This is a genomic window from Streptomyces sp. NPDC059092, from assembly GCF_042756365.1.
Classification (GTDB): Bacteria; Actinomycetota; Actinomycetes; order Streptomycetales; family Streptomycetaceae; genus Streptomyces.
On record NZ_JBHZEJ010000004.1, the window covers coordinates 199,427 to 212,658 of the forward strand.

Here is a 13,232-nt window from a genome sequence, read left to right on the forward strand (position 1 = left end):
CCGGCGACCGTCCGCCCGCGCACCGCACAGCCCCTGGACCATCCGGGGGCTGTTCCTTTTGCCACCGGCGTGCGCGCCTCTTGGCCTGGGGCGTTCCCTGCCGGAGACTGAACCGATGACACAGCGTGTGGACCTCGCGACCGTGATGGACCGGCTCGCCATCGATGAGGTGATCACCGGCTACGCGGTCGCCGTGGACGAGGCGGACTGGCCGGGGTACCGGGCACTGTTCGCGCCGGACGGCCGCGCCGACTACACCGCGGCGGGCGGCATCGAAGGACCGGCCGCCGAGATCGCCGACTGGCTGGCCGGCACGCTGCGGCCGTACCCCGTACGCCAGCACCTGATCGTCAACCGCCGGCTGCGGCTCCAGGACCTCGGCGGCTACACCGGCGACCGCGCCGAGGTGCGCGCCGACTATCTGACCCCGCTGCGCCATGACTCCGGCGCGGACCTGCTGCGCGGCGGCACCCTCACGTTCGGGCTGCTCCGCGACGACGCGCGGTGGCGGCTGCGTACGGTCACGGTCCACGAGAAGTGGCGGCGCGGCGCGGATCCCGCGGCCCCCTGAGCCCGCTTCGCCGCCCTCCGGCGGGGCAGGACTCCACGGACGGACTCGGCGAGGAGGCGCGGTGACAGGGACCACGGTCGGCCGGCGGGAGCGGTCGCGGTACGGACCCGACCTGGCGTCGCCGTGGTGGCGAGGCGCCGCGGCGGTGGCGGCGGGCGCGCTCTCCGCGCTCGCGTTTCCCGCGCCGTCGCTGTGGTGGCTCGCGTATGTCTCGCTGGTGCCCTGGATGCTGCTGATACGGAGCGCCCCCACCTCCCGCCGGGCCGCGCTCGACGGCTGGTTGGGCGGTCTCGGGTTCATGGTCGCCGTGCACCACTGGCTGATGCCCAGCCTGCATGTCTTCATCGTGCTGCTGGCGGGCCTGCTCGGTCTGCTCTGGGCACCCTGGGGGTGGCTGGTGCGGACGGTGCTGGGTGGCGCCGCTCCGTCCGCCGGGAGCGCGGCGGGCGCGCTCGTCGTGGTGCCCTCGGGGTGGCTGGTGATCGAGCTGACCAGGTCCTGGGAGGGGCTGGGCGGGCCCTGGGGGCTGCTCGGCGCCAGTCAGTGGGAGGTCTCCCCCGCCCTGCGGCTCGCCTCGGTGGGCGGGGTGTGGCTGGTGAGTCTGCTGGTGGTCGCGGTGAACACGGCGCTGACGCTGCTGATCGCGGTGGCCGCGGCCCGGACGGCCGCCGCCGTCGCCCTGGTGGTGTGCGGGCTCACCGTCGGCTCGGTGGCGGCGTGGGCGCCGCGGCCGCAGCCGGCGGGCCACACCCGGATCGCGGTCGTCCAGCCGGGTGTCATAGGCGGTGCGGACTCCGTCGAGCGGCGCTTCGCGCGCGGCGAGGCCCTGACCCGCCCGCTGGCCGGGCAGGACCTCGATCTGGTCGTGTGGGGCGAGAGCAGCGTCGGGGCGGACCTGGAGAGGCGGCCCGATCTCGCGGGACGGCTCGCCGCGCTCTCGCGTACGGTCGGGGCGGAGATCCTGGTCAACGTGGACGCGCGCAGCACGGACGCCTCGGGCCGTACGGGCATCTTCAAGCGGAGCGTCCTCGTGGGCCCCGGCGGGCCGGCCGGCGCTCCGTACGACAAGATGCGCCTGGTCCCCTTCGGCGAGTACGTACCGGCGCGCGCCGCCCTCGGCTGGGCGACCTCGGTGGGCAAGGCGGCGGGCGAGGACCGGGTGCGCGGCACCCGTCAGGTGGTGATGCCGGCGCAGGGGCCGGACGGCGGGCTGCGGTTCGGGCCGCTGATCTGCTTCGAGTCGGCGTTCCCCGATCTGAGCCGGCGGCTGGTGAAATCGGGCGCCCAGGTACTGGTCGCGCAGTCGTCGACCTCGTCGTTCCAGGGGAGCTGGGCGCCGGAGCAGCACGCGTCGCTGGCGGCGCTGCGGGCGGCGGAGAGCGGCCGTCCGATGGTCCACGCCACGCTCACCGGCGTCAGCGCGGTCTTCGGCCCTGACGGGCGGCGGGCCGGGGGCCCCGTCGGTACGGACCGCTCCACCGCCGCCGTCTTCGACGTACCGCTGGCGACGGGCAGGACCCCGTACGTCAGGCTGGGCGACTGGGCGGTGTACGCGGCGCTCGCCGTGCTGGCGCTCGCGCTCGCGGTGGAGGGCGTACGGTCGCTCAGGCCGCCTGGTCGAGCGCCTCGCGTACCACCCGCTCGCACAGCTCGTGCGTCCGCAGGGCGTCCTGCGCGCTGAGGCGCGTGCCCGCCCGTACGGCGTCCAGGAAGCTCAGCACGCACTGCTCGATGCCGCGCTGGCGGGCGACGGGCACCCAGTCGCCGCGCCGCCGTACGCTCGGCTGCCCCTTGTGGTCGACGACCGTGGCGAGATCGTGGACGGCGCGCTTGGTGTCCTGTCCTGACACTTCGAGGATCTCCTCGGTGGAGCCGTTCAGCCGGTTCATCACGCCGATCGCGGTGAAGCCGTCACCGGAGAGCTGCAGGACGACGTGGTGCAGCAGTCCGTCCTTGATCCTGGCCCGTACGTCGGTGTGTTCGACGGGTCCCGGCAGCAGGAAGCGCAGGGTGTCGACGACATGGATGAAGTCGTCCAGGACGAAGGTGCGCGGGTCCTCCGGGAGCCCGACCCGGTTCTTCTGGAGCAGGATCAGGTCGCGCGGGTGCTCCAGGCACTGGGCGTAGCCGGGCGCGAAGCGGCGGTTGAAACCGACGGCGAGGCTGACGCCGCGCTCCTCGGCCAGCTCCACCAGGCTCCGCGCGTCGGCCAGTTCGTACGCCAGCGGCTTGTCGACGTACGTGGGCACGCCCGCCGCCAGCAGCCGCCGGACGATCCCGGCGTGCGCGGCGGTCGGGGCGTGCACGAACGCCGCGTCGAGGCCCTGGGCGAGCAGCGCGTCCAGATCCGTGTGGCGCTGCCCGGCGGGGATGCGGAAGGTCTCGGCGGTGTGCGTGAGGGTGGCGGGGGTGCGGGTCTGGAGGTGCGGCTCGACCCCGGGCAGGGTGGTGAGCACCGGCAGATACGCCTTGTGCGCGATGTCGCCGAGCCCGATGCAGCCGACCTTCACGTGGGTCTCCCTGGCGTGGGTGGAGTGCGGTGCTCCACGGTGCGGTTCCGTGTTCCGCGGTGCGGTTCGGTGTTCCGCGCGGCCTGACGACCTGATGCGGGGCGTCATTCCCGCTGCCCGCGCGGTGCCCCGGAAGCATACGTGTGCCGTGGAGGCCGCCAGTCGGCGATGCCGTCGAAGTTCCGCAGCACGAGCCCGGGGACGAGCCGGGAGACCCCGGCGAGGAGGTTGTCGCGCAGGGCCACGGTGACGGCCCCGTCGGCGGCGGACAGCCTGCCCGTGCGGCGGGCCTGGCGGACGATCGCCGTCGTCCGGGGCAGCCGTTCCGCGGTGTACGCGGCGAGGCCGTGGCCGGTCCCGGCGCCCGGTCCGGCGTGGTGGGCGAGGACGACGGCGTCTTCGATCGCCTGGTTGCCGCCCTGCGCCAGGGTGGGTTGCATGGCGTGGGCGGCGTCCCCGATCAGCGCGACCCGGCCGCGATGGTACGCGGGCAGCGGCACGCGCATCTCGTGGACGTCGTGGCGCAGGACGTCCCGCGCCGTGGCGGCCTCGATGACGCGCGGCACGGGGTCGTGCCAGTCACCGAAGAGCCGGCGCAGTTCCGCCCGTTCGTCGTCGGGGGCGTGGGCGCCGGCGGGCACCACGGCCATGGCGTACGCGTAGACCCTGCCGTCCTTGAGCGGCTGGGTGCCCCAGAGGCGGCCCCGGCCCCAGGTCTCGTGCGGCGCGAACGGCCGTCCGGGCGGCGGGACGACCACGCGCCAGGTGGTGTACCCGGCGTACGCGGGACCCGGGTGACCGGGGAAGAGCGCCCGGCGTGCGGCGGAGTGGATCCCGTCGGCGGCGACGACGAGTTCGGCCTCCAGTACGCCCTCCGTAGTGTTCACGACAGCGGACCTCCGTTCGCCGCCGGGGTCGGCGAGCGTGGCGGCGGCCCCGGTTCTGACAGCGCCGTCCGGGAGCGCGTCGCGCAGTATCCCGAGCAGCGTGGCGCGGTGGAGCAGGACGAGGGGGCCGCCGAACCGGTCGGCCGCCGCCTGCCCGTCCATCCGGTTCAGCCACCGGCCGCCGGGGGTACGGAGTCCGCCTGCGCCCTGCCAGGCGGAGAGCTCCCTGACCCGGCCGCCGAGGCCGAGGACATCGAGCGCGCGCTGCGCGTTGGGCATGAGGCCGATGGCCGCACCGACCGGGGTGAGCGCGGGGGCCCGTTCCAGGACGGTGACCGCCCAGCCCCGCTGACGCAGGGCGATGGCCGCGGTCAGTCCGCCGATTCCGCCGCCGATGACGACGGCCCTGGGCAGGTTCATGGCGTCTCCTCCACTCGCCGCACCAGCATCGGCGCGAACTACAGGTGTAGTGGTTGGCGTCATCAGCGTACTACAGGCGTAGTGATGGGGATAGATTGGTGCCATGCCCCCACGCACGACACGCCCCACCAGCGCCACCAGCGCCTCAGGTGCCTCAGGTGCCTCAGGTGCCTCAGGTGCCTCAAGCACTTCAGGCGCGTCAAGCACTTCAGGCACGGGCGGTACGGCTCGCGCGGAGCTGATCGCCGACGCCGCCCTCGCCCTGCTCGTCGAGCGCGGGATGCGCGGACTCACCCACCGCGCGGTGGACGAGCGGGCCGGGCTCCCGCAGGGCTCCACCTCCAACCACGCGCGCACCCGGCAGGCGTTGCTGGAGGCGGCGGTACGACGCCACGCGGAGCGCGAGATGCGGGTGCTCACCCCGGACGGGATGCCCGCGGCCATGGGCGGCGGGGCCGGCCCTGTCGACGCGCTGGCCCTGGCCCTGCACCGGTACCTGACCCGCCACCCCGATCTGCTCATCGCCCGCTACGAACTGGCGCTGGAGGCCACCCGCCGTCCGGAGCTGCGGGCCTTCTACGACGTGACGGGCGGGCAGTTCCGGGAACCGCTGGTCGCGATGATGACGGCGGCGGGCTCCGCCGAACCCGAACGGCACGCGCTCTCGCTGGTCGCGTGGTGCGAGGGGCTGATGTTCGCCTGCGCGGCCGGCTCCTACCACAGCGCCGTACCCTCCCTGGACGAACTGCGCCGAGGCTTCGCCGAACTGCTGCGCGGCATGCTGGGCGATGCCGTGCCATCTGCGGGCGACGGCACGGGGCCCGCCGGATAACCCCTGGCAGCGGTGGACGGCCGTACGTGAGGATGACCGCCATGACAACCACTGAGAACGCCTCCCCGCCCGCCGCACCGGCCACTCCCGCCCGCGCTCTGCCCTCCACCGTCGCGGGCGAACGCGAGATGCTGGAGGGCTGGCTCGAATTCCATCGGCAGACCCTCGCCCTGAAATGTGCCGGACTGGACGGGAAACAGCTCAGGGAAAGGGCCGTACCGCCGTCGGATCTGAGCCTGCTCGGTCTCGTCCGGCACATGGCCGAGGTCGAGTGTTCCTGGTTCCGCAACCGGCTGACCGCCGAGAAGGTCCCGCCGCTCTACTACACCGACGCCGACCCCGACGGGGACCTCCACCCGGGCGACGACGACACCTGGGACGAGGCGTACGCCACCTGGCAGGCCCAGATCGCCCATGCGCGGAAGGTGGCCGCGCCGCTCCCGCTCGACCATCTCGGCACGGGCGAGCGCAACCGGAGGACCGGCGAGCCCTTCAACCTCCGCTGGATCTACACGCACATGATCGAGGAGTACGCCCGGCACAACGGCCACGCGGACCTCCTGCGCGAGCGCCTGGACGGCACGACGGGCGACTGACCCGGTGCGCGTGCCGCGAGACACGCGCCGCGCGGCCAGTCGCGTCGAGCCGTCAACAGGAGGCGGCCGTACCCCCGATCGGCCTCACCCGTACGGGCCAAGGCGCGCGCTTCCGCTCGCCAACGGCGCCCCGCGCCCAGCAGAGTTACGCGCGTGCAGCGAACGAGAAACGTGGTGATGGTCCTCGTGGGCGTGGCGGTCACGGCCGCCTCCGGATGTGTGGCCGTGGGGCCGCGGCCCGCGCAGGAGATCCGGCCCGCGCCCCCGGCGGCGGCCCCTTCCACCGGGCCCGGCGGCGCGGAGCCACACGTCGTCCAGGCTCCGGTCGAGGAGGCCCTGGAGCGGATCGCCCCGACCCGCGGCGTGGTGCCGGACGCCTCCCCCGGGGCACGGCGCCCGGCACCCGGCCACGGGGCCGGCGGCCGGCCGGCGAGCGCGGAACGCTCCCCGGCCCCGTCGTCACCCGGGCTCCGGGAACAGCCCCGCGAGGCGGCTCACGAACGGTCGGTGCCCCGGCTGCCCGCGACACTGCCGTCCGTACCGACTCTCACCGAGGTCTGCGCCTTCGGCGAGGGGTACGGGCGCTGGCCGGCCGACAGCCCCCAGGCCCGCATCTGCCGGGGGACGCACGGAGATTGACCCCGCGCCCGCGGGCTCAGGGCTCCCCCAGCCGCCGCTCCAGGCGGTCGATGCCCGTCCTGATCCCGTTCCCGTACCCGGCGGCCCCGAGCGCGTCCGCCGCGTCCCGCGCCCGGTCGAGATGGAGCCGCGCCGCCTCCGGCCGCTGGAGCTTGAGGTAGTCGGCCGCGAGGTTGAGATGGAGGGACGGGAAGAAGGCGCGCACGGCGGGCGAATGCTCCCCCGTACCCCCGTCCGGCCCCTCCACGGCGGTCAGCGCCCGCAGATCCCACGCCAGTTCGTCCCCCGGGTCGTCCTGGGTGTCGGCCAGGTAATGCGCCAGCGTGCAGCGGTGGAACGCGTCCCCCGCCTCACCGATCTCCGCCCACAGCTCACCGAAGCGGTTGCGTGCCTCCTCGCGGTCGCCGCCGTGGAGCAGCATGACCGCCTGCCCGATCCTGGTCGGGACCGCGTCCGCCGACGTCTGCCGCCGCTCCGCCACTGCCGCCTCCGCATGCTCGTCCCGTCACTCCGACGAACCTCACGCTAACCGCCATGACGGGCATCCGCCCTCAGCCGAGGTCCGGGATGCGCCAGTCGATGGGCGCGTGCCCCTGCGCGGCGACCGCCTCGTTGATCCGGGTGAAAGGACGCGAGCCGAAGAACTTCTTCGCCGACAGCGGCGAGGGGTGCGCGCCCTTCACCACCACATGGCGCTCCTCGTCGATCAGGGGGAGCTTCTTCTGCGCGTAGGCGCCCCACAGCACGAAGACCGCCGGATCGGGCCGCTCGGCCACGGCGCGGATCACCGCGTCCGTCACCTTCTCCCAGCCCTTGCCCTTGTGGGAGTTGGCCTCTCCCTCGCGGACCGTCAGCACCGCGTTGAGCAGCAGGACCCCCTGCCGCGCCCAGGGCATCAGATAGCCGTTGTCCGGCACCGGATGGCCCAGTTCCTCCTTCATCTCCTTGTAGATGTTGCGCAGGGAGGGGGGCGTCCTCACCCCGGGGCGGACCGAGAAGCACAGCCCGTGCCCCTGCCCCGCGCCGTGGTACGGGTCCTGGCCCAGGATGAGGACCTTCACCTGGTCGTACGGCGTGGCGTCGAGCGCGGCGAAGACCTCTTCGCGCGGCGGGTACACCGGCCCCTTCGCCCGCTCCTCCTCGACGAAGTCGGTCAGCTCCTTGAAATAGGGCTTCTCCAGCTCCTCGCCGAGAACACCACGCCAGGACGCGGGCAGCATGTCGGTGTCGGTCACGTCAACAACCTCCGGTAAGCAATCACTTGTGCCCCTGAACCTACCGGTGGCCACTGACAACGGCTCCTGCCAGCCCGTTCGACGGCTCGGCCCCCGCGTACGCGCCACCGTCCGCGGGGTCCCTGGCCCGGCGGTCAGCCGACCCCGGTGTTGAGGAAGATCCCTCCGTCGACCACGAGCGTCTGCCCGGTGATCCAGTCCGACTGGTCGGAGGTGAGGAACGCGGCGGTGCCGCCGATGTCCTCGGGCACCCCGAGCCGGCCCAGCGGGTACGCGGCGGCGGCCTCGGCCTCCCGGCCCTCGTACAGCGCCTCGGCGAATTTGGTCTTGACCACGGCGGGCGCGATGGCGTTGACCCGGACACCCGGCGCGAACTCGTGCGCGAGCTGGAGGGTCAGATTGACCATGGCCGCCTTGCTCATCCCGTACGCGCCGATGAAGGGGGACGCGGAGATCCCGGCGACGGACGCGATGTTCACGATCGCGCCGCCGTTCTCCTTCTGCCAGGCACGCCAGGTGTGCTGTGCGAAGCCGAGGGCGGAGATGACGTTGGTCTCGAACACCTTGCGGGCCACGTTGAGGTCCAGCTCGGCCATCGGGCCGAAGACCGGGTTCGTACCCGCGTTGTTGACCAGGAAGTCGACCCGTCCGAACGTCTCCATGGCGCGCTCGACGGCGACGGCCTGGTGCGCCTCGTCGTGCGCCTTGCCCGCCACGCCGATCACCCGGTCGGCGCCGAGCCGCTCCACGGCCGCCTTGAGCGCGTCCTCGTTCCGGCCGGTGATGCACACCCGGTCGCCGCGCGCGACGAGCGCCTCGGCCACTCCGTACCCGATACCCCGGCTCGCGCCGGTGACCAGCGCGGCTCTCCCGCTCTCCGGGGCCCGCGCGCCCCGCTCCTTACGCTCCGGTTGCTCCGTCATGTCGGCCGCCCCCTGTCAGTTGAGCGGTCCGCCGGCCACATACATGACCTGCCCCGAGACGAACCCGGCCGCGTCGCCCGCGAAGAAGGCGATCGCGTTCGCGACGTCCTCCGGCCGCCCGACCCGCTGCACGGGGATCTGGGTGGCGGCGGCGGCCTGGAACTCCTCGAAGCCCATGCCGACCCGGGCGGCGGTCTGGGCGGTCATCTCGGTGACGATGAAACCGGGGGCCACCGCGTTGGCGGTGATGCCGAACTTGCCCAGCTCCTTGGCGAGGGTCTTCGTGAACCCCTGGAGGCCCGCCTTGACGGCGGCGTAGTTGGCCTGGCCGCGGTTGCCCAGCGCGGAGCTGGAGGAGAGGCTGACGATACGGCCGAACCCGGCGTCCACCATGTGCTTCTGGCAGGCCTTCGCCATCAGGAAGGCGCCCTTGAGGTGGACGTTCATCACGGTGTCCCAGTCGGACTCGCTCATCTTGAAGAGGAGGTTGTCCCGGAGCACGCCCGCGTTGTTGACGAGAACGGTCGGCGCGCCCAGTTCGGCGGCGACCCGCGCGACGGCCGCCTCCACCTGTGCGCCGTCCGAGACGTCACAGCCGACGGCGAGGGCGGTGCCGCCCGCGGCGGTGATCTTCTCCACGGTGTCCTTGCAGGCCGCCTCGTCGAGGTCGAGTACGGCCACGGCGCGGCCCTCCGCGGCCAGCCGTACCGCGGTGGCGGCGCCAATGCCACGCGCCGCCCCGGTCACGACCGCTACGCGCTGCTCGGTGGTGGACATCCCTGATCTCCTCGCCCTAGGATCCTGCGGCCCTGATGCTGAGCAACCGCTTAGTAGGTTCAGCAGAATGACGCTAGAAGCCGCAGCACGCCGTGTCAACGGCCGACGACACCGGCCGACGACACCGGTGGCGCGATCGGCCGGCTCGAAACGGCGGAAAGGGCCGAGGAGGAGCGGGAACGGACGCCAGGAACTCACAGGACGAGAAGGCGCAGCAGCCGTTCCGCCTCGGCCCGCGGATCAGCCGTCAGCCCCGTGTGGACAGGCCCCGGCTGTACGACGGTCGAGCGTGGCGCGATCAGCCAGCGGAAGCGCCGGCCCGCGTCGTCCGAGGCGGCCTGTCCGGCCGCGTCACCGCCCGCACAGACGCCCTCGACCGCGCGCAGCGCCGCCCGTACCCCCGCGAGGTCCGCCCGTGGGTCGAGGGCGGACAGCTTGGCCTCGTCGAGGTGGGTGAGCGCGCCGACGTAGGACCGCGCACGGCAGTAGACCAGCACCCCGGCGTTGAAGCACTCGCCGCGCTCGACGCGCGGTACGACCCGCAGCAGCGCGTACTCGTACGTGTCCTTCTCGCCCTTGACGTTCTTGACGTACGTGGGCGCGGTGAAGTCCCTCGTGCTCACTGGGCGCCGCCCTTCCCGCTCCGCGCACCCTGCGGGGCCAGCCGGTCGGCCAGCCACCCCGGCGCGCGCGAGGGCCGCTCGGCGCTCGGCGCGTCGAGGGTGACGCGCCGGTGGATCGTCGCGGCGCGCTCCAGCAGCGGCGCCACGTACGCGCGGCGCAGCGCGTCGGTGGAGTCGAAGCCGGGCTCGTCGGCCAGCCACTCCTCCGGTACGTCGGCGGTGACCTCGGTCAGCAACTCCTCCGTGACCAGCGGCGCGAGCTGTTCGGCGGCGGAGGCGACATCGGGGGCGAAGGGCGCGAGCGCGTGGTCGGAGGCGTTGTACGGCTTGGCGGCGGACGCCTGGGCGCCCGGCCAGTTGTGGTGCCAGATCATGGTGGCCCCGTGGTCGATGAGCCACAGATCCCCGTGCCAGACCAGCAGGTTGGGGTTGCGCCAGGAGCGGTCGACGTTGTTGATGACGGCGTCGAACCAGACGATCCGGCCCGCCTCCTCGGGGCTCACCTCGTACGCCAGCGGATCGAAGCCGATGGACCCCGGCAGATAGTCCATCCCGAGGTTCAGCCCACCGCTGGCCTTCAGCAGCTCCTGCACCTCCTGATCGGGCTCCGAGAGCCCGATGACCGGGTCGAGTTCCATCGCCACCAGCTCGGGAATGGGCAGCCCCAGCCTGCGCGCGAGCTGCCCGCAGATGACCTCCGCGACGAGCGTCTTGCGGCCCTGCCCCGCTCCGGTGAACTTCATGACGTACGTGCCGAGATCGTCGGCCTCGACGAGCCCCGGCAGCGAACCACCCTCACGCAGGGGCGTGATGTAGCGGGTCGCGATGACCTGATTCAGCATTTTCCCAGGCTACCTGTCTCTTCAGCCTTGCAATCCACAGTCATTCACAGAAGGGTGCAGCAGCGGAAATCGTCCCTCGACGGCCCTGGGGAGAACTGGGGAGTTCCGACCGGCAGGCGGTCCTCCCCGCTCCCCGAGCAGCAGTCCATCGCCGACGGTACGCACCCTGCTTCCAGCCTCCGGTATGAAGTGAGCATAGTAACCGAGTGTGATCGCGGGCGAGGGGTGCCCGAGCCACCACGCCAAGGTGACGACGGACTCCCCGGCCTCCCACGGCATCGAGGCATGGTGAGGGCCTTCTGACCGTTCGTGCGGATGTCGCGATCCACACCGGATCCGGAAGCCCCTCACTCGTTCAAGATCACCCCGCCGTGGAATCCGTCACCGGCCTCCCTGGACAGAACAGCCAGCCGTTGGAGCCGTTCGGCGGCGGGGCTGCCTTCGGAGGCGGTGCAGACCATGAGCGCGGGGCCGAGGTCGCCCGGTATCGGATAGGCGTCCCAGTCCAGGTTCAGTTCGCCGACCTGGGGGTGGTTGAGGCTCATATGGCCGCGGGTCGGTTCCTCCACGTCGTGGAGGGCCCACAGCGCGGCGAACTCGTCACTTCGGGCAGCGAGTTCACCCACCAGCTCGACCGCGCGCGGATGTCCCGGGTCGGCGGCGACCTGTGTTCGCAGCATTCCGATCAGCTCCGCGACGGTGGCCGCACGGTTCGGGCACGTCCGGTCGGCCTCGGGGCGCAGGAACAGCGCCAGCAGGTTGCGCTCCCTCTGCGGCTGCCGGGTGAACTCCCCCAGCAGGGCGCCGCCGAGCGGGTTCCAGGCCAGCACGTCCAGGAAACGGCCGACGACCAGCGCGGGCGAGGTCATGGTGCGCAGCAGTCGCAGCGTGGTGTCCGGAACCTCCTCCGGCTCGTACGAACGCGGCGGACGGGCCGGGACGCGTGCGGCGGCGGCGAGGCTGTGCAGGTGGCGGGTCTCCTCGGCGGAGAAGTCGAGGGCGCGCGCGAGAGCGTCCAGGACCTGTTCGGAGGGGCGTACGTCGCGTCCCTGCTCCATGCGCTGGTAGTAGTCCGTGCTCACCCCGGCCAGCAGCGCCAGTTCCTCCCGCCGCAGCCCGGCGACGCGCCGCCGCGGGCCGGGCTCCAAGCCGACGTCCTGTGGCCGCAGCCGGGTTCGGCGGGTTCGCAGGAACTCGGCGAGTTCCCGTCGGGGATCGTCGCTCATGGCGTGGGAGGAGTCGGTCACGGCGTCAGTATGCCGTCGGCGCGGCTCGCGAGGGTGGGTCCGCCGGACCCAGGAAAAGGAGTACGACCGTGATGCCGCGTGCGGGGTCCAGCATCGGAGCACCACAGCAGGTCACGGAAGGACAGCGACATGAAGGCCGTTCAGATCATGAGTTTCGGTACGGCGGACGTACTGCGGATCAATGACGTGGATCGTCCCGCTCCCGGCGCGGGTGAGGTACGGGTCGCGGTCGAGGCGTCCAGCGTGAACGGACACGACGTGATCGTCCGGGCGGGGGAGCTGAAGATGGTGTCGGGACGCCGGTTCCCGATCGGTGTGGGACTGGACTTCGCGGGCACCGTCGCCGCGATCGGCGCCGGTGTCGAGGGCTACCGGGCCGGGGACCGGGTGTGGGGCACGGTGCATCCCCGGCAGCGGCACTCCGTCGCCGGGGCGGCGGAGTACGTCGTGGTCCCCGCGGACCGCCTCGCGCATGCCCCGGCGGACCTGTCGTCGGCCGAGGCGGCGGCCCTGGTCGTCACGGGTTCCACGGCGCTGATCGCGCTACGCGACAGCGTGCGCCTCGCGAGCGGGGAACGGGTCCTGGTCCGGGGCGCGGCCGGCGGAGTCGGCACGGCCGCCGTGCAGTTGGCGCATGCCATGGGCGGCCACGTCACCGCGATGGCCCGCGACCGCCACGCCGAGATCCTCACCGACCTCGGTGCCGACGAGGTCCTGGACTACCGCTCCACCACCTCGGAGCGGATCGGGCCGTTCGACGTCATCGTCGACACCGCCGGTACGGAACTGCACTGCTACCGAAGCAGGTTGGCCAAGGGCGGCCGGATGGTCACTGTCGGGCTGTCCGCGTCGGCCCTGGCCGCGATCGCCGCGTCGAGCGTGCACGGCTCCCGCCGCATCCGCACCTTCAGCGCGAACCCCGGAACCCCCGTGCTGCGCGATGTGGCCGACCAGGTCACGTCGGGTGCGCTGCGCCCGGTGATCGACAGCGTGTATCCGCTCGCGGACATCGCCGCGGCGCACGAGGCGTTCGAGCGCGGCGGCGTCGTGGGCAAGCACGTGGTGACGGTGCCGCGCAGCTCCCTCTGACCCTGGCCATCGGCCTCGCCCGCAGAAACGCCCCCTTCCCG

The 13,232-nt window shown here is 72.8% G+C and carries 15 protein-coding genes; 6 read left to right on the plus strand and 9 right to left on the minus strand.

Annotated features, from left to right (window positions below; translation table 11 throughout):
• The first annotated feature begins 115 nt into the window (after window positions 1–115).
• Together ACFXPL_RS04515 and lnt are read left to right on the plus strand one after the other, a co-directional pair.
• A complete protein-coding gene (locus tag ACFXPL_RS04515) occupies window positions 116–571 on the plus strand; it encodes a nuclear transport factor 2 family protein (protein ID WP_384912334.1) in 456 nt (151 codons plus the stop codon).
• A 145-nt stretch (window positions 572–716) separates the two neighbouring features.
• Window positions 717–2,252, plus strand: coding sequence for an apolipoprotein N-acyltransferase (gene lnt, locus ACFXPL_RS04520; protein ID WP_384912440.1), 1,536 nt, complete (start codon window positions 717–719; stop codon window positions 2,250–2,252).
• Here the strand turns inward: lnt and ACFXPL_RS04525 are convergent.
• A complete protein-coding gene (locus ACFXPL_RS04525) occupies window positions 2,176–3,081 on the minus strand; it encodes a Gfo/Idh/MocA family protein (protein WP_384912337.1) in 906 nt (301 codons plus the stop codon). The genes lnt and ACFXPL_RS04525 overlap by 77 nt on opposite strands.
• A gap of 104 nt (window positions 3,082–3,185) precedes the next feature.
• Window positions 3,186–4,388 carry an FAD-dependent monooxygenase gene (locus ACFXPL_RS04530; protein WP_384912340.1) on the minus strand — a complete coding sequence of 401 codons (1,203 nt, stop codon included), beginning with the start codon at window positions 4,386–4,388 and terminating at the stop codon, window positions 3,186–3,188.
• Window positions 4,389–4,491: 103 nt separating this feature from the next.
• On the opposite strand from ACFXPL_RS04530, the gene ACFXPL_RS04535 reads away from it, so the two are divergent.
• The 3 genes from ACFXPL_RS04535 (at window position 4,492) to ACFXPL_RS04545 (ending at window position 6,455) form a co-directional block, all read left to right on the plus strand.
• Window positions 4,492–5,220 (plus strand): TetR/AcrR family transcriptional regulator, encoded by a 729-nt coding sequence (locus ACFXPL_RS04535; RefSeq protein ID WP_384912343.1) that lies wholly within the window; start codon window positions 4,492–4,494, stop codon window positions 5,218–5,220.
• 32 nt (window positions 5,221–5,252) lie between these two features.
• Window positions 5,253–5,816 (plus strand): DinB family protein, encoded by a 564-nt coding sequence (locus tag ACFXPL_RS04540; RefSeq protein ID WP_384912346.1) that lies wholly within the window; start codon window positions 5,253–5,255, stop codon window positions 5,814–5,816.
• 153 nt (window positions 5,817–5,969) lie between these two features.
• Complete coding sequence (locus ACFXPL_RS04545) at window positions 5,970–6,455, plus strand: hypothetical protein (RefSeq protein WP_384912349.1); 486 nt, start codon at window positions 5,970–5,972, stop codon at window positions 6,453–6,455.
• Window positions 6,456–6,471: 16 nt separating this feature from the next.
• On the opposite strand, the gene ACFXPL_RS04550 is transcribed toward ACFXPL_RS04545, so the two are convergent.
• From ACFXPL_RS04550 to ACFXPL_RS04580, 7 genes are all read right to left on the minus strand, one after another.
• Complete coding sequence (locus ACFXPL_RS04550) at window positions 6,472–6,936, minus strand: hypothetical protein (protein ID WP_384912352.1); 465 nt, start codon at window positions 6,934–6,936, stop codon at window positions 6,472–6,474.
• Window positions 6,937–7,006: 70 nt separating this feature from the next.
• Entirely contained in the window at window positions 7,007–7,690 is a 684-nt protein-coding gene (locus ACFXPL_RS04555; RefSeq protein ID WP_384912355.1) for a uracil-DNA glycosylase, read from the minus strand.
• Between the two features lie 134 nt (window positions 7,691–7,824).
• Entirely contained in the window at window positions 7,825–8,613 is a 789-nt protein-coding gene (locus ACFXPL_RS04560) for an SDR family oxidoreductase (RefSeq protein ID WP_384912358.1), read from the minus strand.
• Between the two features lie 15 nt (window positions 8,614–8,628).
• Window positions 8,629–9,390, minus strand: coding sequence for a 3-oxoacyl-ACP reductase FabG (fabG, locus tag ACFXPL_RS04565; protein WP_329823190.1), 762 nt, complete (start codon window positions 9,388–9,390; stop codon window positions 8,629–8,631).
• 194 nt (window positions 9,391–9,584) lie between these two features.
• Window positions 9,585–10,013 carry a DUF3037 domain-containing protein gene (locus ACFXPL_RS04570; RefSeq protein ID WP_384912361.1) on the minus strand — a complete coding sequence of 143 codons (429 nt, stop codon included), beginning with the start codon at window positions 10,011–10,013 and terminating at the stop codon, window positions 9,585–9,587.
• Window positions 10,010–10,855: a HipA family kinase gene (locus tag ACFXPL_RS04575; RefSeq protein ID WP_384912364.1), complete on the minus strand. Its 846-nt coding sequence runs from the start codon at window positions 10,853–10,855 to the stop codon at window positions 10,010–10,012. The genes ACFXPL_RS04570 and ACFXPL_RS04575 overlap by 4 nt, the downstream gene beginning before the upstream one ends.
• Before the next feature lie 347 nt (window positions 10,856–11,202).
• A complete protein-coding gene (locus tag ACFXPL_RS04580) occupies window positions 11,203–12,081 on the minus strand; it encodes a helix-turn-helix transcriptional regulator (protein ID WP_384912443.1) in 879 nt (292 codons plus the stop codon).
• A 150-nt stretch (window positions 12,082–12,231) separates the two neighbouring features.
• Between ACFXPL_RS04580 and ACFXPL_RS04585 the strand changes: the two genes are divergently transcribed.
• The gene (locus ACFXPL_RS04585; RefSeq protein ID WP_384912366.1) at window positions 12,232–13,191 is read left to right on the plus strand and encodes a zinc-binding alcohol dehydrogenase family protein; all 960 of its coding nucleotides are present in this window, start codon (window positions 12,232–12,234) and stop codon (window positions 13,189–13,191) included.
• Window positions 13,192–13,232: the final 41 nt, after the last annotated feature.